This is a genomic window from Cloacibacillus porcorum (genome assembly GCF_001701045.1).
GTDB lineage: Bacteria > Synergistota > Synergistia > Synergistales > Synergistaceae > Cloacibacillus > Cloacibacillus porcorum.
Window position 1 is genome coordinate 3565617 of record NZ_CP016757.1, and the last position, 19571, is coordinate 3585187.

The following is a 19571-nucleotide window of genomic DNA, read 5'->3' on the forward strand; positions in this document are numbered from 1 at the left end:
AAAATTACAGGGCAGTGCCCCGAATTTCTGCTGCCGACGCCTGTGCCGCCCGGCGGCGTCAAATTCGGCGCCGTCGCGGCCTCCGCCTCCATTTGCCAAAAAATGCCGCGCTTTCACGGCGGCAGAGCCGCCTTATCCGCATTGGCCGAACAGGCGCGGAATGGTATCGTTATTGTAAATTTCAAAATTTATATAAACAGGCCCATGGAGTTTTATTAAATAGGCATGTGTGATATATCACTTTCTTTATATCGTTATTCTGTCAACTACATCTTGTATATCCAGATGAATCTGCAAAATTAACGGCATTTTTTAAGTTTGCCTTTCAAAAACGGTTAATGTAAGATACCTAAGATGTCGGCGCGCTTTTATGTGCGGGTCAGGATGTGTGTTTTATGACAGATTTTTCGTTCCTTGCCTCGGCCTCCGAGATATGGGAGGAGTGGCGGTTCGAACCTTGGAAGAGCGGCACGGCGGAGGGGCTTTACAGAAGGGTCTCGATGGTGAAATCAGGACTGCTCGGCGAGGTCGCCCGCTATTACGCGGATGATTATATTATATGGAAGCATGAGGCGAACGACGTGGAGCGGCTCAGGAGAGAGGCTAAGTCCGAGAGTGATCTGCTGCTTCAGCGTTTCGTATTTTTGCGGGAAAACGAAGCCTATCATATGAAGAAGAGCTCCTTGATGTTCGGGTTCCGCGGCTTTGTGGAGCTGCATTTTTTTACGCCCGGCGACGATATCCCGAAGGCGATTCAGGACACGGCCTTTCTCGTCAACGCCGCGCTCAGAAAACTTGGAAAATAGCCGGACAATGGCGTCCGCTGTTTTATAGATAACAAAAATCCTTTTGGAGGTGTAACTTATGTTCTTTATGATGTTCGTAGTATCCGCTTTATTGTTGGTACTCGGCTACATATTCTACGGAAAGTTCATGGCGAAGGTCTATGGACTAAGCAACGGCAACGTCACTCCCGCCGAACAGATGAACGACGGGATGGACTACTGCCCCACGCACCCCGCCGTCGTCCTTGGACACCACTTCTCGTCCATCGCCGGCGCGGGCCCTATCGTCGGCCCGATCACAGCCGCGTCCATGTTCGGCTGGCTGCCCACGATCCTGTGGTGCATCTTCGGTTCGATCTTCCTCGGCGGGCCGCATGATTTCGGCGCCGTCGTCGCCTCGATGCGTCACGAGGGCAAGTCGGTCGGCGAGGTCATCGACCACTGGATCGGCCGCAAGGGAAAACAGCTTTTCCTCGTATTCACGATCCTTTCGCTCTTCCTCGTCGTCGCGGTCTTCCTCGTCCTGACGACGGCGACCTTCGTGACGGACCCGGTGGTAGCCTTCGTAAGCTGCATGTATATATTCCTTGCGGTTATCTCTGGGCTTCTCATCTACCGCTTCAATATGAACCTTAAGTTCGTCACGCTCGTGATGCTCGCCATCATCGCCGTATGCACCATCTGGGGAGGGGACTGGCCCTTCGTCGCGGCGGTCTTTACGCACAGCGCCGACCAGTGGAATATCTTCCTCGCCGTCTATATCCTCGCGGCTTCGGTGCTCCCCGTTTGGCTGCTGCTCCAGCCGCGCGACTATCTCGCCTCCTACTTCCTCTATTTCGCGGTGGCGATCGGCGCGATCGGTATGATCTTCGGCGCATCGATGGACAGCGGCAACGTCCCGATGATCGCCAAGAATATTCAGTGGTTCGGACTCGGAAAGGCCAACCTCTGGCCGATGATGTTCGTCATCGTCGCCTGCGGCGCCATTTCCGGCTTCCACTCGCTCGTCGGCTCCGGCACTACCTCTAAGCAGCTCGCCCATGAGGCGGACGCGCTTCCCGTCGGCTACGGCGCGATGCTCCTTGAGGGGCTCGTGGCCGTCATCGCGCTCGGCACGCTGATGGTCGCCGGCGGCATACAGAAGGGCGGCCCCGTCGGCACCTTTGCCGCAGGCTTCGGACAGTTCTGCACGATCGTCGGTATCGATCCCGTCCTGGGAACCCGTCTCGGCGCGATCGCCATCAACGGCTTCCTGCTCACCTCGCTCGACACCGCAACGCGTCTCGCCCGTTACCAGATACAGGAGCTGACAGACTATAAGATCAACAAATACGCGGCGACGATCATCGCCGTCATCGTGGCGCTGGTTCTCGTATACGTAAAGACCAAGGGCCCCGACGGAAACCCCGTTCCTGCCTGGGCGGTCATCTGGCCGGTATTCGGCGCCTCTAACCAGCTTGTGGCGGCGCTCGCCATTCTCGGTATCGCGATGTGGATAATCCGCGGTCTTAAGAAAAAGGCGACCTTCCTCCTCGTTCCCTTCTGGTTCATGCTCTTTACAAGCATGGCGGGCCTCGTGGTGGAGATCAAGGGCACGCTGACAAGCGCCCACCCGAATTACATCCTCGCGGGCATCAGCGCCCTGCTGCTCGTCCTCGCGCTCCTGATGACCAAAGAGGGCATCACGGCTCTCAACAAAGAAAAAAGCGGCGAGTTTGTGAAGTAAACCAGGGAAAATAACGGCCCTCAAAAAGACAATGAATATGAGAACCCGCCAATACGGCGGGTTCTTAAATCTGGAGGCAATAAAAATATGTGGGCAATCTGCGCTCTCTGTTCGGCGTTCTTCGCGGCGCTCACCTCGATACTCGCAAAAATCGGCATCGAGGGCGTGAACTCCAACCTCGCGACGGCGGTGCGGACCGTGGTCGTCGTCATTATGGCCTGGCTTGTCGTCTTTGTGACGGGAAGCGGCGGACAGCTCAGCGAAATCAGCCGCAAGAGCTGGCTGTTTCTCGTCCTCTCCGGCCTCGCGACGGGGCTTTCGTGGCTCTTTTATTTCCGGGCGCTGCAGATTGGCGAGGCCTCGAAGGTCATTCCCGTAGATAAGTTCAGCGTCGTTCTGGGCATCGCGATGGCCCTCATCTTCCTTCACGAGGCCGTTACGGTCAAAGTGCTCATCGGAGGCGCGCTGATAACGCTCGGCACTTTCGTGCTGATTTTATAATCAGCTCAGCCGCCGAGATATTCTGCCATCGCCCGCTCAAGCAGCTTGAAGTCGAGCGGTTTTGAGAGGTGAGCGTTCATCCCCGCCTCTTTTGAGGCCTTTACGTCATCTTCGAAGGCATTCGCGGTCATTGCGATGATAGGAACAGACGGGGAATCGGATCGTTCCAGGCCACGGATTCTGCGCGCCGCCTCCAAACCGCCCATGACCGGCATCTGCAGGTCCATAAATACCACGTCATAGTACCCCTCGTCGGAGGCGGCAAATTTTTCAAGCGCTTCCAGCCCATGTTCCGCGCTTTCGACAATAATGCCCGTCTGTCCCAGTATCTCCTGCGCAATCTCACGGTTTATCGCGTTGTCCTCCACAAGAAGCGCCCGTTTGCCCTCATAAGAGGCGGCAATATGCGGTGCTGCCGAAAGAGTCTCCGGGACCGCCTCCTTCAGCGCGTACCGCCGTATCGCGCCGATAAGGCTGGATTTGAAGAGCGGCTTCATAATAAAGCCGTTGATGCCCGCGGCAAGGGCCTTCGCCTCATATTCCGCCCAGCCATAGCCGGAGAGGAGGATGATTGGCACCTCCGGACCGACTGCCGCGCGGATCTCCCTCGCGGTTTCGATGCCGTCCATCCCCGGCATCATAAGGTCTATGATGATCATGAAGAAATCCGCTCCCGCCCGGTGCGCGGAAACGGCCTCCTGGAGCGCCTCTTTTCCCGAAAGAACACAGCGGCTTTCCATTCCGATCTCCGCGAGACGCGCCGAGACGGTCTCACAGACGATACGGTCGTCGTCGACTACCAGTACCGGCAGCGACGGCAATGGCGACAACAGCGGTGAGGCCGGCTCTTCTTTCAGGTCAGCGGTCTTTAACGGCAGCTTCACGGTAAATTTCGTGCCTTTGCCGTGGATGCTGCTGACGCTGATCTCTCCGTTCATCATGCCGACGATATTTTTACTGATCGCCAAGCCGAGCCCCGTACCCTGTATGCCATAGGCGGCTACGTCGTCGGCGCGCTCGAAAGGGGTAAATATCTTCTTGAGGAACTCAGGCTTCATGCCAAGGCCGCTGTCCTCAAAGGTAAACTCAAACTGTCCGTATCCTTTTATATCCGAAGGATTTTCCCGCACCTCGAAGATGATGTTTCCGCCCTCAGGCGTATACTTCACGGCGTTGGAAAGAATATTCAAAAAGACCTGCTGGATGTGGGGCTGGTCGCATACGACCCTCTCATGCTCAAGCTCATAGACATGTATGTCGAAGTTGTGCCTCTTTTCGGCGATCGAAGGCTGCATGATGGTTACGATGCCCTGCAGCAGCTCATCCAAGCTGACCTCGTCCTCCGCCAGTTCCAGCCGGCCGCTCTCAATCTTCGCCATGTCGAGCACCTCGTTGATCAGCTGGAGCAGCAGCTTCGACGATACGGTGATCTTTTCCAGACAGTCCATGACACGCTCGCGGTTGTCGATGTGCGAGGCGGCGATCGCCGTCATGCCAATTACCGCGTTCATCGGCGATCTGATGTCATGGCTCATACGCGAGAGGAAATCTGATTTGGCCCGGTTGGCCCTTTCCGCCTCCGCAAGCGCGCCGCGCAGCATCTCGGACCGTTCCTCAAGCTGCCTGCGGAGCGCCCGCTGCTCCGTGATGTCGGTTATATCGATATATATGACGAGATAGACCGGCCAGCCGCCGTCCCAGCGGACGCATTCGGCGTTGACCTGCAGCCAGGCGTCGCCGCCGCCGCTGTCCTTCGCCTGCAGCGTGAAGTGGACGGGGAGGCCCTTTTTCATTGCGTCAATGTTTTCCGCATAGGCGGCGCGGTTCTGTTCACAGTCAATATTAGCGAGGCCGTAGCTGAGAAAGTCTTTCCCGCCGCTAAAAAAATCCCGAAAACGGGCGTTGGCTTCAATCAGAGTGAAACCCTCATCTTCAACACGAATCTTAGCGACAAAACCGGGAAGGTTGTCGTAGGTGACGGACTGCTCCTTCTGTGTCTGGATGATATCCGTTACATCGGTAAAGACGGTGTATACCACAGGAAAGCCGTCAGCTATCTCGTCGGTGAAGATCCCGACGAAACGTATCCATGCCATGGAACCTCCCTTTTGCGGCATCTGGCAGATGCACTCATAACCTGGGCGGTTCTCCGCAAGCGCGCCGAGCACACTCTGCGTGATCTTCTGCAGCGCGGCGGGAGCAGATGCGAAGTATTCATCCACATGGTTATGAAACAACGCCACATATTCCTCTCTCGTGTATTTTATTATCTCAAAGAAGAAATCATTCGCCCAGATCGCCGTGAAGTGCTCGTCAAGCTTATGTTTGCTGACACCCACATGCAGCGCTCCCATCAGAGCGCTGTATTCGTCAAAGGTGCCGCTCCGGTCCTGCCGGCCGTTTAGTCCCGTGCTGTCGTCTTTATAAGTCATCTGCCCTCTTCCAATCCTGCCTCTGTTCATGAACGGAGCCACAGCAAACAAAAGTGATGCTTGCTCATAATATTACAGCTTATAATCTTTATCATAATATTACATAGCCTTTAAAAAGTCCACTTTGCCGCGCGGAGAAAAACTTTTAGCACACCTCTCGCCCGTCCCGTCAGGCACGCTGTCATGAGAGGTAAAATTATGCGGTATGTTATAATCAAGTTACTAGCTGTGTGGTGATAAGAATTGAAATCAAAAAATTTATATATGCTGACCTACAGATATCTCATTACAAAAATCTATTTCGGTTTTTACCCAAAGGGACGCCCGCTGCCCTCTATCCACCGCCTGTCGCGGCTGCTGGGGGTCTCGACGGTGACGGTTATAGGCGCGCTGAAAATGCTTGAGCGGGAAGAATATATCTCCGGGCCGGAGCTGGGGCGCACGGTTATCTATAACCCAGAGGCCAGAAGCGGCCTGCCCGCCGGCATCCTCGCCAAAGAGGAGGTGCTGCGCGATATCTATCAGGGATTCGCGCTTATCCTGCCCCCCATATTTTACGACGGCTTTCGCCGCTGCGATGAAAAAGATCTTGTACGGCTTGAGGAGATACTTGAAAAGGATGCCTTCTTTTACGACGAGGCGGTCATGGCATTTCTTTCGTTCCTGATAAATAAACTCGGCAATCCGCTGATGCTTGACCTGTATCACGACATCAGCCTCTACTCTTACCCCACGCATATCGCGCGCTGCGCGGCGAATATCGGACTCTGGACGGAGAATTACAAAAGGCTGCAGGCGGTGCTCAAAGAAATGGCCGCGCTTGCTCGGCGGGAAGATTTTGCCGCTCTCCGTTCTTTGCTTGAACGGACCTACTTTGACTACGATCCGGAATATGCCGCCCATCCCTTGTCGGGTTCTTTTAAAAGCCCCTACCGGTGGGGTAAGCCGCGGCTCTGTAATCTGGCGGCGGCGGAGATCATCAGCTCCGTCGACAACGGCAGATATCCGGTCGGGACATTTCTCCCCTCAGCCGCTTCGCTCTCGGCAAATCTGGGATACACGCTGATCACGACGCGGCGGGCGCTTTCTCTGCTCAACGGCTTCGGGGTGACGAAATCATTAAACGGCAGGGGGTCGCTGGTTCTTGGCGCGGACGAGGGAAGACTCCGTGTAAAATGGCGCGAGCCGTCCGTAAGGAAAAATATCCTCTTATACCTGCAGGCCATCCAGATGCTGGTATTGACCGGCCGGTCTGTCGCCGAATCGGTATTCCCCCACGTAAAAGCCGGTTCCTTAGAAGCCGCGAAGAGGGATATTCAAGAGGCGGCCGCCTCAGGCTGCTGTACGGCGGCCGTCGCGGTATGCCTGCGTCTGATCATCGAGGGCTCACCCTATTCTTCCATAAGAGAGGTCTATGGACATCTGCGGGAGCTCGCCGTCTGGGGTTATCCGCTCTCATATATACCACCGTATCCCAGGCTTGGAGATTTTGTTGAGATGCTCCTCCGTGGAATGGAGGAAAGCGACGGCAAATCTTTCGCCGAGGGGTTTGAGGGACTCTGCCGCACGATATTCCACTCCTCACGGGAGAAGATGATCTCCGTGGGGATAGCCGAGGCGAAGAAGCTGAAACTGCTTTAAGCCGTCTTATTGTATTTAAACGGCGGTAAACTGAATATTTCATAATTTTCTTTGGAATAACTTGAATTTCACGTAAAATTGGATATTGTTTTAAGAAAATTATAAAATAATTGTTTTCACCATATATAAAATTTGAGCTCTCCCCTATTAGCTCTATTTTTTTCTTCTCTTTATTTGTGAAACCCTATCTTTTCCTTACAAAAAATACTTTTGTTTTTCGCCATAAATGATAGAATAATGTTTTGGATTTACACTGTGTTATTCGTAGAGAGAGAGATTTTGCGGAAAATTTTTACTGCATAAAAAGGAGGAACGATTTTATGAGGCTTCCAACCTTCTGGGGAGGCATCCATCCGCCCCAGAACAAAGATCTGACCGTAAACGAAGAGATCGAGTCCTATCTTCCGAAGGGTGAGCTAGTCTTTCCGATGGCGCAGAACTTAGGCGCGCCCTGCTCGCCCGTCGTCGCGAAAGGAGAGAGGGTCCTCGTCGGCACCCGCCTCGGCAACAACGACGCCTTCGTCTCCGCGCCGATCCTTTCAAGCGTCTCCGGAACCGTAAAAGACGTCACGATGAGGATGACGACGCCGGGGATGCTCGAAAACTGCGTGGTTGTGGAAAACGACGGCCTTTATGAGACGGCTCCCGAGTGGAAGCCGCTGGAAAATTACGAGAGCGCCGACCCGAAGGAGTATATCAAGCGCATTCGCGAGGCCGGCATCGTCGGCTTCGGCGGCGCGACCTTCCCGACCGCCGTCAAGCTCTCACCGCCGCCCGATAAGAAGATAAACTGGCTTATCGTCAACGGCGTTGAGTGCGAACCCTACCTCAACTGCGACAACAGGCTGATGCTCGAGGGCGCGGAAAAGGTGATAAAGGGACTGCAGCTCGTGATGCGCATCTTCCCCGAGGCGAAGGGCGTAATCGCGATTGAGAACAATAAGCCGCAGGCGATCTCCGTGATGAACGACCTCGTCGCGAAGCTCGGCGCAGAGAATATCATCGTACAGCCGCTGGCGGTCAAGTATCCGCAGGGTGCGGAGAAGATGCTGATCGAGGCGATAACCGGCCAGGAATATATCATGACGGCGCTTCCCGCCGACGTCGGCTGCATCATACTCAACGTGCGCACCGTTTTTCAGATCTACCGGGCGATCGCGGAGGGAAACCCCGCGACGACGCGTATCGTCACCGTCACCGGCGACGCCGTCGCCCACCCCAAGAATATCAAAGTCCCGCTCGGCACCTCGGTGCGCGAGCTGATCAATCTCTGCGGCGGCTTTAAGGAGCAGCCCGTAAAGATCCTCTCCGGCGGCCCGATGATGGGCATTTCGATGCGCTCCATCGACGTGCCGGTGGTGAAGGGCACCTCCGGCATCCTCGCCCTCACGGCGAAGTCGGCGATGCTGAAGCCGATCACCCCCTGCCTCCGGTGCGGACGCTGCGTCACGGCCTGCCCGATGGGGCTGGTACCCAACGTGCTGGAACCGCTCGTACTGGAACGCCTCTACACCCGTTTTGAAGAAGAGGGCGGCATGAACTGCATAGAGTGCGGGAGCTGCACCTACATGTGCCCCGCGAACCGTCCGCTGACACAGGGCTGCCGCGACGGCAAGGCCTCCGTGATGGCGATGCGCAGAAAGGCGGCTGCAAAATAATGGAACGTCTATTGGTAGTATCAAGTTCGCCGCATATACACTCCCCGCTCGATACGAGGACCATCATGGGCTGGGTGCTGGCGGCTCTCGCCCCCGCGGGGCTCGCGGGGATATACTTCTTCGGCCTCCGCGCCGCGGCGGTGATGGCGGTCTGCGTCGTCTCCTGCGTCGCCTTCGAGTATCTCTGGGAGAGATGCACGAAGAGGACGATAACGGCGGGGGACCTCTCCGCGGCGGTGACAGGGCTTCTGCTGGCCTATAACCTGCCGCCGACCATCCCCTTCTGGATGGCGGTGCTCGGCAGCCTCTTCGCGATAATCGTCGTCAAACAGTTCTTCGGCGGCCTTGGCTGCAACATCGTAAACCCGGCCCTCGCGGCGCGCGCGATGATGCTCACCAGCTGGCCCGTGCCAATGACGACCTGGACGCTCGACGGCGTCTCCGGCGCGACGCCGCTGGCCCTTATAAAAGAGGGAAGCCTGGACAAGCTACCAAGCCTCACAAATCTCTTCGTCGGCAACATCGGCGGCTGTATCGGCGAAACCTCGGCCCTTGCGCTGCTCATCGGCTTCGCCCTTCTTCTCTATAAGGACATCATCAAATGGCAGGTGCCGGTAATCTACATAGCGGTGGTCGCCGCGCTCTGCACGGTTTTCGGCAGGCCAGTCGGCCCGGTATATGAGATACTTGCCGGCGGTCTCTTCCTAGGCGCCATCTTCATGGCCACCGACTACACGACGACCCCCATAACGCTGCGCGGGCAGATGATCTTCGCCGTCGGCTGCGGGCTGCTTACCTCGCTGATCCGCACCTGGGGCGGCTATCCCGAGGGAGTATCATATTCGATACTGATCATGAACCTGACGGTGCCGCTCATCGACCGCGTCACCAAGCCGCGCATTTTCGGAGAGGTGAAAAAGCATGGGTAAGATCATAAAACTCGGGTTAGTTCTGTTCGTCATCACCGCCGTCACCGGCCTGATCCTCGGCGCGGTACACACGATCACGCTTGAACCGATCCGCGAGGCGCAGGCACGCGAGAAGAACGAGGCGCTCGCGGCGACCCTCCCCGGCGCGACGGAGTTCAAAAAGCTTCAGCCGTCGGAGAACGCGGGGATCATCAAGGAGATCTATGAGGGAAGCAGCGGCGGCAAGACCGTCGGCTACAACTTCACCGTCACGCCTAAGGGCTACGGCGGCCCCATAGAGCTGATCGTCGGCATCTCAAACGAGGGGCGCGTCATGGACATCAAGATCCTCAGCCACAGCGAGACGCCGGGCCTCGGAGCCAAGGCGGTGGAGAAGCCCTTTGCGGGGCAGTTCAAAGACAAGCTGATCGAAAAGCTCTTTGTAACAAAGACGCCCGCCGAGGCGGAGGACCAGATCCAGGCGATCTCGGGAGCCACGATCACCTCAAGCGCGGTCGTCGCCGGGGTCAACGAAGCGCTCGCCTACTGGAAGGCTAACTTCAGCGGCGGCGCTCAGGCGGATATGACCGGCGAGGCGGCTTCCGATTCTAAAACAAGCGAGGAGGCCAACTAATGATAAATCCTCTCAAATTGCTTAAAAACGGCATACTGACCGAAAACCCGACCTTCGTTCTCGTTCTCGGCCTCTGCCCGACGCTTGCGGTAACCTCAAGCGCCGTCAACGGGCTTGGTATGGGGCTGGCCGCGACGGCGGTCCTCATGGGCTCCAACATCGCGGTGTCGGCGATACGCAAATTCATCCCCGACGAGATCCGTATCCCGGCCTTCATCGTCGTCATCGCGGGATTCGTCACCGTCGTACAGCTGCTCATCTCGGCCTACGCGCCGGCGCTCAACAAATCGCTGGGTATCTTCATCCCCCTGATCGTCGTCAACTGCATAATCCTCGCGCGCGCCGAGGCCTTCGCCTTCAAAAACGGCGTCATCGCGTCGCTCTTCGACGGCATCGGCATGGGGCTGGGCTTTACGCTGGCGCTGGTCGTGATCGGCTCCATCCGCGAACTTATCGGCAACGGCACAGTCTTTGGAGCGACGATCCTTTCCTCCTCCTTCTACCAGCCGGCGCTGCTCGCGATCCTGGCTCCCGGCGGTTTTATCACCCTCGGGATACTGATGGGGCTCTTCCGCAACAGGCAGATCAAGAAAGAGGAGAGGGAAAAGGGCGGCGCTCCCTCCTCGTATGACGGCTGGGAACAGCTCTCGGCCTGCAGCGGATGCGCCTTGAAGAATATCTGCGGCGGCGGCGACTCTTCGGTCGTCTGCGCCAAAGAGGCGGCGCCCGCCATTTCTTCCCTGCAAAAGGAGGCTGGTAAATAATGTCGCTTCTGGCTCTATTCATCAGCGCAATATTCGTAAACAACATACTGCTCGCGAGGTTCCTCGGCTGCTGCCCCTTCCTCGGCGTCTCAAGTCAGCTTGAGACGGCCAAAGGCATGGGAGTAGCCGTCATCTTCGTCACCACCTTCGCGGCGATCATGACCTGGCTCGCCTACACATTCATCCTCGTGCCGCTCGGACTGGAGTACCTTTACACACTCTCGTTCATCCTCATCATCGCGGCTCTCGTGCAGTTCGTCGAGATCGTGCTCAAAAAGGTGATGCCGGCCCTTTACAAATCGCTCGGCATCTTCCTGCCGCTGATCACGACAAACTGCGCCGTTCTCGGCGTCGCGGTCATCAACATGAACGAAAAGTACACGCTCGTTGAGTCGATCGTCAACGCCCTCGGCTCCTCGGCCGGCTTCCTGCTCGCGATCGTCCTCATGGCCGGAATCCGCGAGCGCATTGAGATGAGCACGGAGATGCCGCGCTGCCTGCGCGGTCTGCCGATCGCCCTTGTAACAGCGGGGCTCATGTCGATCGCCTTCATGGGCTTCAACGGGCTCATCAAATAGGGAGGGACGCTTAAAATGAATGGAATGATCTATCCCGCGCTCGTAATGGGAGGCCTTGGCGTCGTCTTTGGCAGCCTCCTGGCCTTCGCCTCAAAAAAATTCTATGTCGAAGTCGACCAGCGTCAGACCGATATCCGCGCGCTGCTGCCGGGCGCAAACTGCGGCGGATGCGGTTTCCCCGGATGTGACGGCTACGCGGAGGCCTGCGCCTCCGGCGCGGCAAAGCTCACCCTCTGCGCCGCCGCGGGCCCCGAAGTCGCGGCGAAGATCGCCGAGATCATGGGCGTGGCCGCCGAATCAGCTGAGCCACAGGTTGCATTTGTGAAGTGCCAGGGTTCCCTGGGTAAAACAGTGAAGGACTGCGTCTATCAGGGAGCAGAAGACTGCCGCGAGGCGGCCGTCGTTCCCGGCAAGGGACCCTCGTCGTGCACCTACGGCTGCATGGGCTTCGGGACCTGCGTAAAGGTCTGCGCCTTCAACGCTATCAAGGTCGTTGACGGACTCGCCGTCGTGGACCGCGAGAAATGCGTCGGCTGCGGCACCTGTGCCGCGGAATGTCCCCGCGGGGTCATCGCCATGGTACCGAAGAAGTCAAAGGTGCAGGTCGCCTGCAGCAATCCGCTCAAAGGTCCGTTCGTGAAAAAGGTCTGCTCCGTGGGCTGCATCGGCTGTACGCTCTGCGTGAAGGCCTGCCCCAAAGAGGCGATCGAGATGAAGGGCAGCCTCGCCGTGATTGACGCAGGTAAATGCGTGAACTGCGGCCTCTGTGTCTCAAAATGTCCGGTCAAGGCCATTGCCGACGCCAGACCGCCGAGGCCGGCTCCGGCTCCGACACCAGCGGCGCAGTAAGCTCAGCGCTTAAACCGGGACAAGCCGCTGTCACGTAAATCAGATAGCTGCAGTTACGATGTATTTGGGGCCGCAGTTTCAGACCGGATAAAATAATACTATAACGACAGACGGCACAGATTTCACTGTGCCGTCTATCGTTTGGTTCCCTCGCGGACGCCGCACGGTGAGAGCAAATTTACACAGATATAATTACAGTCAAACAGTCGTCATACGCTGCCGAACGGCTTTGCCCAGCTCGCAGGACCTCGTCTGCATCAGCTACGGCCAGCAGATAGATGTCGCGGAAGACATACTCCGCGGGGAAGATCAGGTTGCTTCTGTCCAGCAGCGTATTCATCTGTCCCGACATCCCGTAAAAACAGACGGCGTGGCAAAGGCCAGCACCTCGGAGCATCCTTTCTGTTATTAAGATATAGGAAAGCGTGCATAACATTAAATACCTATATTAACGCATATATACGTTCAAAGCAGATTAAGAAGGCCAATCTTTTATCTTAAAAAAACACGAAAAGAGCCGCCGTCGTTCTATTTAACGAAGGCGGCTCTCATATATGATTAAAGCTTATCCATATAAAAATATGCCTGACGGGTATCTGTGATTTTAAAAGGACGGTACGGGAAATAACATATCCCGCTTATGGCCGTCAGAGTCTATTTATCCAGCGGCGGCAACGGCTTTATCTCCTCGTCATCTTTGAATTCTGTTTTCTGCCCATCTACCTTATCATCCAGCCAGCCCTCAACTCGGTCATAGATCGCGTCCGACCAGCTGGGGTTCTGCCACATTTTTTTCTTCGCCGTCGTCGAAAGGCAGCCGCACATCATCGCCCCAAAGTAGAAATAGGGGTGATGGGTGGCAAGCGCGATGCCAAAAAAGATAAAACACAATGACGCAAAAAGATCTCTGTAAAACATTTTTTCGTCCTTTTCTTCCATTATCGCTTATCATATTATAGCCGCTTGCCCTCAATAAAAAAAGCTCCCGCCCCAGGGAAAACTAGTCAAATCTAAACAATAACATTGAACAGCCCACAATGCGGGGCGGCGGTTTTTCATGCGTTTGTCCTGGCTCACGCCCGCATTCGCCGGCCATAAAAAATGCCGCCGGCAGCAAACGTGCCGGCAGCATCTCTCTGTTTTTTGATATCTTTCGGCTGCCGTATCTTACCAGGGAATACCGAGGATGACGTGCGGCAGGAAGAGGACGAGCTTCGGGATATAGGCGGTAACGAGAAGTACAGGAATCCAGCAGAGCACCATGAAGGTGAGTGCCGGTTTCATTATCTCGTTGATAGAGGCGCCCCCGACACGCCCGCTGAGGTAAAGTACCGGCGCCGCTGGCGGCGTGATACATCCGAGAGCCGTGTTGACGCCGACGACCGCCGCATAGTGGACCGGATTGATGCCCAGCTCCATGATGATCGGGAGCAGGATCGGCGTGGTCAGAACGACAACGCTGATGTCGTCCATGAGCATTCCCATGAGGACAAGGAATATATTGATCATGAACATGATTACCCATTTGTTCGTCGAGATCGAATAGAAGAGGTAAAGCACCTTTCCGGGAAGGTCTTCAAGGATATAGAGCCTTGAGAGCATCGAGACGGAATAGAGCATTACCATGATGACGCCCGTCGTAATGGAACATTCCACTACGATCAGGTAGAGGCTCTTCCATGTAAGTCCCTTATAGACGAAAAGTCCGATCGGTATGCAGTAAAGGACTGCGAGGGCGGAGGCCTCGGTCGTCGTCATGATGCCGCCGTAGATACCTCCGAGGACCATTACGGGCATAAAGAGGGCGGGAATCGCGAGGCGTCCGCGCTCACGGAACATCTTCAAACGTTCCGCGCCGGTACGCTTCGTGGTAACGAAGACCTGTTTGTTGTCACGCAGCATCCAGACGTTGACGGCGGAGATCAGTATCGTGGTGACGATTCCGGGTCCGATCGTCGAGAGGAAGCAGGCGAGGACGGAGATGCCGCTGATCCAGGCAAAGATGATGAGCGTCGCGTTGGGGGGAATGAGCAGCCCCAGCAGCGAAGCGTTGGCCATCAGCGCGCAGGCGTGCCCCATCGGGTATCCACCCTGTTTGAAACGCGGGAACATAATCGCGCCGATGCAGGAGAGCGTAGCGCAGGCGGCGCCGCAGATAGAGCCGAATACCGCGCAGGAGACCGTACCGACGATGCCAAGTCCGCCCTTGATGTGGCCGACAAAGACATCGACCATGTCAATGAGCTTTTCTGCTATGCGTCCGCGCTCCATGATGCCGCCGGCAAGGATGAACATCGCGATCGCGATGAGCGAGACGGAGTTCATCTGTGTGAAGCCATAGGGAAGCAGCTGCGTCGCCTGATAGCCCTCCATATTCGGACCGCCGAAGAATATCAGCCAGGCGCAGGAGGCCATGAAGCTGACAGGCACGGGAACGCCGATGACGAGCGCTGAGATGAGTATTATAAGTGCTACATAAATCATTACTTTTTACCTCCAGAGAAGAGTATCTTTCCCGCTCTGATCATGTCCCACATGAAATAGTACGACATTGAAACAAGACCAAGGAATATCGACAGATAAGCTGTCCAGAGGGGTATTCTCCAGGCAACCGTACGCGGAAGCGCGACGCCGGTCCCCAGAGGGCCGAGAAATCCGAAGATAAGGTAGTCCCAGCCATACTTTGTAAAAAGAAGGGTCACTCCAAGCGTTATAACGGTCTTTATGAAAATCAGGAGCCTCTTGATAACTCCCTCCTTAACATAAGACTGGACAAGGTCGGCGGAGACGTGCGTGCCGGCGAAGGCGCCATATCCGGCCCCCATAAAATAGAGCCAGAACGCGAATATTTTGATCCATTCCTCATAACCGTATAGATCCATCTCAAAGATATAGCGCATTATCGTCGCCGCGCTGATGATCACGGTAAGAAGTATAGACATCACAAAACAGACTATCGAATAGAAACTAACGGTAATTTTGTCAAAGAGACATTTTGGCGGTCTTACATTTGGCTGGATGTCTTCAAGATCGGACGGTATCGTCTGTTCGACCTTTATTTCATCAATTGACATTTGTGGTACTCCTTTCAGAGACGGAAAAGCCCTGAAGGGGCGGTACCCCCTCGGGCTTTATCGTTAACGCATGTTAAGCATCGCTGTTGAATGCCTGATGTTATAACAACTAAATATTGCCGAGATTCTGTTTGAATTCCTTCATCAGCTCCGTACCGGCGCCGGCTTTACCGATCTCATCCCAGGATTTCATGCAGGCCTCTTTGATCGGACGCAGCTGCTCTTCAGTGTATCTGTAAACCTTGATACCTTTCTTTTCCATAAGCTGCATGTACTTCTCATCTTCCGCCTTCGCGTTGTCTATCGACTTCAGCGTGTACTTCTTTGCAACATCGAGGAATACCTTCTGATCTTCGGGGCTCAGCTTCTTCCATGACTTATCGCTGACCATGTAGCCGAGGTATTCCATCGAGTAGTTTGTTGCATACCAATACTTAATGACATCGCCGAGAATGGTGTAGGCAGCAGCCGTCGGATAGCCGTCGGCGGCATCACATACGCCGGTCTGCATTGACTGATAAACATCGGGATAGGGGATGGTGATGGGACGGTATCCCATTTCTTTCGCGCCGGCCGTATAGCAGACCATGTTCGGAACGCGGGTAAGAAGGCCTTTGTCAACCTTCGGATCCAATGGAGCCTTCGCCTCTTTCGCCGACGCTATGCCGATAAAGCCCTCAATATAAGAGCCGATAAGGCGAACGCCGAGGGGGGTGAGGAATTCGTTGAGTTTCTTAGGAAGCCACGCGTCGGGGTCAAAGGCCTTTTTAGCGGCGTCATAACCCGTAACATATCCGTTGGCGTAAAGAATCTCAAGACGCGGATCAAAGTCCGTAGCGACCGACATACAGGCCATATCTACGGTACCGCGGATCATCTCTTCCATAACAAGGGTGTAATTGCCAAGCTGGCTGGCTGGGTAGACCTTTACCTCAACGCGGCCTTTCGTGCCTTCGTTGATCTCCTTAGCCATCTGTTCCATCATCTTAGTCGCCATATGATCCGGCGGCGACTGACCGGCGAAACGGAACACTGTTGGCGCGGCAGTCGCTGGACTTATCATAGCTACAAACAGGAACATTACTGCAAACATAAGTGCAAATTTCTTCACGAAAAACTCTCCCTTCAGAATCGAACCTTTTTGAGACTCTGCTTAGTTTTTGTTTCAAAAGAAAAAGCGCTTACATTACACGTAGCCTTAAGAACTTTCCTCCTTTTTCAGCGTAAAATATGCAATGTGTAAACAAGTAAAAAAATGCAGTTGCTAGGAAATAAATTACAACAAACATCTTATTTAGTCAATCTTTTTTACACACTGCTCTGCCGCGTCTGATTTTCACCCGTGTTTCATCAAGTAAAATGTAATTTAAGTTACTTGCAACACTGTATCAAATACAGACGTAAGATTTATATCCTCTATTTTTCTGTCAATGTGCAAAAAACGCTTACAACAAGCCCAAAATCAATCTATATCAAATATACGGGGCACCTCTATTTTATAAGCATAACATTGGCTATGTTGTAAAACTCAAAACATCTTTTTCTTAAAATCTGATATATCAACGGACAAAATCTCTGCTGTTTTATTAAAATATAAATTAAATTTTATTTTTATAATTAACATCAGCGCAGAAAGAATGCTCCGAATATTCCAAATATTATCAGCATCGTCGCCGGATTTTCTTTAAAGAACTTACTGAATTTAATAAGTCCGACCCCCACGGCAAAGAGAGCGATCGCCACAGCGCCGTTATTCCATGTCGAGGTAAAGGGCGAGATGATCGAAAGGGTCAAAAGTCCGGCAACAACCGGGCGAAGCATCAATTTAAAGTTTTTGCTCTTCTCCGGGCTCACGCGCTGCAGCAGAAACAGGATTATGGAAAGCGCCATAAGCGGCGCTGCGACAAGGGCGAGCGTAGAGGCGAAGGATCCCCAGAAACCGGCCTGCTGGTAACCGGCGAAGGTCGCGGCGTTGATTGCTATTGGGCCAGGAGTGACCTGTGATACCGCCACCATCTGATTGAATTCCTCAACGCCCATCCAGCCGTTTTTCGTCACGAGCTGGTATTCTATCAGCGGCAGTGTAGAAAGACCGCCGCCAAAGGCGGTTATCCCAATCTGCATAAAGGCAAAGATTAACTGCGGTATACTCGTCATTTTAACGTGACCTTTTCATGGATGAACTGCATCGCGATGACCGCGGCCATAACAAGCAGCGGGTGCAGATTAAGAACGCCGATCAGCGAAATCACAAGCAGATATGGGACAAGGTTCCACCATTTTCCAAGGAGGGCGTTTTTAACATTATCAATAATAACAAGGATAATTATTGCGCTAGTACCAGCGAGGACGCCGCGGAAAAACCCCTTGACCGCCGGCACGTCGGAATACTTTATTATAAATGGAGAGAGGAAGAGTATTATAAGGAACGGCGGCAGTATAGCGCCCGCAACGGCGACGAAGCTGCCGATAAGCCCGCGGTAATGGCGTCCCATGAGCCAGGAGATGGAGACGGCGATGGGGCCAGGCATCGAAGCCGCGAGGCTGACCATGTCGGCAAAGACCTCCGGGTCGATGTCACGCCGCTTCTCCTCCTCCAGCTGAACCATGCCGAGGATCACGATACCGCCACCGAAGGTAACGGCGCTTATTCTAAAAAAGAAGACAAAAAGTTCAAGCAAGCTCATATTTCAAAACTCCAAATACCTTTATTGTTTCTTTTATACGATACCATAAAAAACCAATAACGACCAATTATTTTCCTACGTCTCATAGATATATCAGATGATATATCATAAACAAAAAAAATACAAATTTTTTCTCTATATTTTTCCGCCCTGTTACAAAAATATTTTATGGCTTAGAATCATTGCATATAGCAATACCAAGCTTTGAGGAGGCAATACCTGAATGAAGATAAAAAAGGCGCTTATCTGCGCGCTGGCGATTGCGATAATCCCGGCGGCGCAATCATTTGCTGGAGAACGGGAGATGGCGGCCGCGCGCGAGATCGGATCTCTCCTCCGCGAAGAACTTTCGCCGGAACACGTAGAGGTCATCGTCGCCGACGATGGGAAACGGGCCTGGATAGAGTGTGCCGGCGCCGTTATATCAGGAATCAGAATAGAATCGATGAAGCTTGACGCCGAACTTGCGGAGCTGCCGGCCAATATCCAAGACGGCGGCATGGAGCTTTCACACCGCATCACGTCATCGCGCGGCGAAATAGTACTAAGAGAACGAGACGTAAACGACTATTTCGCCTCCGGAAAGAGCACGGGCGGCTTTTCTGAGCTGCGTTTCAAATTTTCTCCTCAAGGCTACAGCGCCGAGGGAAAATTTGAAGCAGACGTGGTAATAATAAAGATAAATCTCGATTTGAAGGCGAAGGGACGGCTGGGACTGAAGCAGGACGGGGTATACCTCGAAGATACGGTGATCTACGCTGAGGGCATAAAACAGCCGGAAAATATCACCGAGCTGGTGACCGGCAGGGTTAATCCGCTGCTTCCTTTCTCCAAGATACCTTTTCCCGTCAGCTTCAGCAGCATGACGATGAAAAACGGCGAAGCGCTGCTGACCGGAGAACCCAAAAAGATAGATGTAGGCAGCGTCTGGCGCTGGAACCGCTGATATTAAGCTTACATTATTTACGTAAACGACAAAAAAAGAGGCTGCCTATCTTCAATGGATATCAACAGCCTCTTTTTCCATATTTAAGTTTACTATAGTCAGTTAAGGTCTAATTATATTTACGCTAAATATTAATTATAGGAGACCTGTTTTTATAAAAACCGCCTTAGTTTTCTGAATTCCACTAAATTACGCACAAAATTTATACACATCATGTGGATAATTTTTTGTTTTACCCAGTTTTTGCCCGCCTCATCACCACTTCTTATCTCTTTATTATATTTATGTAAAACCGTATTTATATATCATTCATATTATTGTTACAAATACTTTATAAATTATTCACGTTATACACATTTACCCACAGCGGTTTTTTTATTATTACTTT

Annotated in this window: 19 protein-coding genes; 11 read left to right on the forward strand and 8 right to left on the reverse strand. The window is 53.8% G+C overall.

Annotation, left to right across the window (positions count from 1 at the left end):
• Positions 1-395 precede the first annotated feature (395 nt).
• From BED41_RS15940 to BED41_RS15950, 3 genes are all read left to right on the forward strand, one after another.
• The gene (locus BED41_RS15940; protein ID WP_066748634.1) at positions 396-806 is read left to right on the forward strand and encodes a hypothetical protein; all 411 of its coding nucleotides are present in this window, start codon (positions 396-398) and stop codon (positions 804-806) included.
• Between the two features lie 58 nt (positions 807-864).
• The gene (locus BED41_RS15945; RefSeq protein ID WP_066748636.1) at positions 865-2511 is read left to right on the forward strand and encodes a carbon starvation CstA family protein; all 1647 of its coding nucleotides are present in this window, start codon (positions 865-867) and stop codon (positions 2509-2511) included.
• Between the two features lie 87 nt (positions 2512-2598).
• Positions 2599-3012, forward strand: a complete 414-nt coding sequence (locus tag BED41_RS15950; RefSeq protein ID WP_066748639.1) for an EamA family transporter — start codon at positions 2599-2601, stop codon at positions 3010-3012.
• 5 nt (positions 3013-3017) lie between these two features.
• Here the strand turns inward: BED41_RS15950 and BED41_RS15955 are convergent, their stop codons facing one another.
• Positions 3018-5444, reverse strand: coding sequence for a hybrid sensor histidine kinase/response regulator (locus BED41_RS15955; protein ID WP_066748642.1), 2427 nt, complete (start codon positions 5442-5444; stop codon positions 3018-3020).
• A 243-nt stretch (positions 5445-5687) separates the two neighbouring features.
• On the opposite strand from BED41_RS15955, the gene BED41_RS15960 reads away from it, so the two are divergent.
• The 7 genes from BED41_RS15960 (at position 5688) to BED41_RS15990 (ending at position 12476) form a co-directional block, all read left to right on the forward strand.
• On the forward strand, positions 5688-7085 hold the full coding sequence (locus tag BED41_RS15960; RefSeq protein WP_084002534.1) for a GntR family transcriptional regulator: 1398 nt from the start codon (positions 5688-5690) through the stop codon (positions 7083-7085).
• A gap of 320 nt (positions 7086-7405) precedes the next feature.
• Positions 7406-8743 (forward strand): electron transport complex subunit RsxC, encoded by a 1338-nt coding sequence (rsxC, locus tag BED41_RS15965; protein WP_066748644.1) that lies wholly within the window; start codon positions 7406-7408, stop codon positions 8741-8743.
• On the forward strand, positions 8743-9672 hold the full coding sequence (locus BED41_RS15970) for an RnfABCDGE type electron transport complex subunit D (RefSeq protein ID WP_157102387.1): 930 nt from the start codon (positions 8743-8745) through the stop codon (positions 9670-9672). Before rsxC ends, BED41_RS15970 begins: the two co-directional genes overlap by 1 nt.
• Positions 9665-10285, forward strand: a complete 621-nt coding sequence (locus tag BED41_RS15975; RefSeq protein WP_066748646.1) for an RnfABCDGE type electron transport complex subunit G — start codon at positions 9665-9667, stop codon at positions 10283-10285. The genes BED41_RS15970 and BED41_RS15975 overlap by 8 nt, the downstream gene beginning before the upstream one ends.
• Positions 10285-11049, forward strand: coding sequence for an electron transport complex subunit RsxE (gene rsxE / locus BED41_RS15980; RefSeq protein WP_066748648.1), 765 nt, complete (start codon positions 10285-10287; stop codon positions 11047-11049). The genes BED41_RS15975 and rsxE overlap by 1 nt, the downstream gene beginning before the upstream one ends.
• Positions 11049-11627, forward strand: coding sequence for an electron transport complex subunit RsxA (gene rsxA, locus BED41_RS15985; protein WP_066748651.1), 579 nt, complete (start codon positions 11049-11051; stop codon positions 11625-11627). Before rsxE ends, rsxA begins: the two co-directional genes overlap by 1 nt.
• Before the next feature lie 15 nt (positions 11628-11642).
• Positions 11643-12476, forward strand: a complete 834-nt coding sequence (locus BED41_RS15990) for an RnfABCDGE type electron transport complex subunit B (RefSeq protein ID WP_066748654.1) — start codon at positions 11643-11645, stop codon at positions 12474-12476.
• A gap of 178 nt (positions 12477-12654) precedes the next feature.
• On the opposite strand, the gene BED41_RS16830 is transcribed toward BED41_RS15990, so the two are convergent.
• The 7 genes from BED41_RS16830 to BED41_RS16020 all read right to left on the reverse strand — a co-directional run bounded on the left by BED41_RS16830 (position 12655) and on the right by BED41_RS16020 (position 18237).
• On the reverse strand, positions 12655-12816 hold the full coding sequence (locus tag BED41_RS16830) for a hypothetical protein (RefSeq protein ID WP_229712344.1): 162 nt from the start codon (positions 12814-12816) through the stop codon (positions 12655-12657).
• A 314-nt stretch (positions 12817-13130) separates the two neighbouring features.
• The gene (locus BED41_RS15995; RefSeq protein WP_168160294.1) at positions 13131-13394 is read right to left on the reverse strand and encodes a hypothetical protein; all 264 of its coding nucleotides are present in this window, start codon (positions 13392-13394) and stop codon (positions 13131-13133) included.
• Between the two features lie 249 nt (positions 13395-13643).
• Positions 13644-14960: a TRAP transporter large permease gene (locus BED41_RS16000; RefSeq protein ID WP_066748658.1), complete on the reverse strand. Its 1317-nt coding sequence runs from the start codon at positions 14958-14960 to the stop codon at positions 13644-13646.
• Positions 14960-15550 (reverse strand): TRAP transporter small permease, encoded by a 591-nt coding sequence (locus BED41_RS16005; RefSeq protein ID WP_066748661.1) that lies wholly within the window; start codon positions 15548-15550, stop codon positions 14960-14962. Before BED41_RS16005 ends, BED41_RS16000 begins: the two co-directional genes overlap by 1 nt.
• 109 nt (positions 15551-15659) lie before the next feature.
• A complete protein-coding gene (gene dctP, locus BED41_RS16010) occupies positions 15660-16661 on the reverse strand; it encodes a TRAP transporter substrate-binding protein DctP (protein ID WP_066748663.1) in 1002 nt (333 codons plus the stop codon).
• A gap of 512 nt (positions 16662-17173) precedes the next feature.
• Entirely contained in the window at positions 17174-17707 is a 534-nt protein-coding gene (locus BED41_RS16015) for a chromate transporter (protein ID WP_066748667.1), read from the reverse strand.
• Entirely contained in the window at positions 17704-18237 is a 534-nt protein-coding gene (locus tag BED41_RS16020; protein ID WP_084002535.1) for a chromate transporter, read from the reverse strand. Before BED41_RS16020 ends, BED41_RS16015 begins: the two co-directional genes overlap by 4 nt.
• A gap of 223 nt (positions 18238-18460) precedes the next feature.
• Between BED41_RS16020 and BED41_RS16025 the strand changes: the two genes are divergently transcribed.
• A complete protein-coding gene (locus BED41_RS16025; protein ID WP_066748670.1) occupies positions 18461-19183 on the forward strand; it encodes an LmeA family phospholipid-binding protein in 723 nt (240 codons plus the stop codon).
• The last annotated feature ends 388 nt before the right edge of the window (positions 19184-19571 follow it).

Coding starts and splice junctions, on each gene's coding strand:
- BED41_RS16015 (WP_066748667.1), bottom strand. CDS start 17,707: ATGACGAGTATACCGCAGTTAATCTTTGCCTTTATGCAGATTGGGATA.
- BED41_RS15955 (WP_066748642.1), bottom strand. CDS start 5,444: ATGACTTATAAAGACGACAGCACGGGACTAAACGGCCGGCAGGACCGG.
- BED41_RS15995 (WP_168160294.1), bottom strand. CDS start 13,394: ATGTTTTACAGAGATCTTTTTGCGTCATTGTGTTTTATCTTTTTTGGC.
- BED41_RS16830 (WP_229712344.1), bottom strand. CDS start 12,816: ATGAATACGCTGCTGGACAGAAGCAACCTGATCTTCCCCGCGGAGTAT.
- BED41_RS16020 (WP_084002535.1), bottom strand. CDS start 18,237: ATGAGCTTGCTTGAACTTTTTGTCTTCTTTTTTAGAATAAGCGCCGTT.
- BED41_RS16005 (WP_066748661.1), bottom strand. CDS start 15,550: ATGTCAATTGATGAAATAAAGGTCGAACAGACGATACCGTCCGATCTT.
- BED41_RS15945 (WP_066748636.1), top strand. CDS start 865: ATGTTCTTTATGATGTTCGTAGTATCCGCTTTATTGTTGGTACTCGGC.
- BED41_RS15970 (WP_157102387.1), top strand. CDS start 8,743: ATGGAACGTCTATTGGTAGTATCAAGTTCGCCGCATATACACTCCCCG.
- BED41_RS15940 (WP_066748634.1), top strand. CDS start 396: ATGACAGATTTTTCGTTCCTTGCCTCGGCCTCCGAGATATGGGAGGAG.
- BED41_RS15975 (WP_066748646.1), top strand. CDS start 9,665: ATGGGTAAGATCATAAAACTCGGGTTAGTTCTGTTCGTCATCACCGCC.
- rsxE (WP_066748648.1), top strand. CDS start 10,285: ATGATAAATCCTCTCAAATTGCTTAAAAACGGCATACTGACCGAAAAC.
- BED41_RS15990 (WP_066748654.1), top strand. CDS start 11,643: ATGAATGGAATGATCTATCCCGCGCTCGTAATGGGAGGCCTTGGCGTC.
- rsxA (WP_066748651.1), top strand. CDS start 11,049: ATGTCGCTTCTGGCTCTATTCATCAGCGCAATATTCGTAAACAACATA.
- BED41_RS16025 (WP_066748670.1), top strand. CDS start 18,461: ATGAAGATAAAAAAGGCGCTTATCTGCGCGCTGGCGATTGCGATAATC.
- rsxC (WP_066748644.1), top strand. CDS start 7,406: ATGAGGCTTCCAACCTTCTGGGGAGGCATCCATCCGCCCCAGAACAAA.
- BED41_RS15950 (WP_066748639.1), top strand. CDS start 2,599: ATGTGGGCAATCTGCGCTCTCTGTTCGGCGTTCTTCGCGGCGCTCACC.
- BED41_RS16000 (WP_066748658.1), bottom strand. CDS start 14,960: ATGATTTATGTAGCACTTATAATACTCATCTCAGCGCTCGTCATCGGC.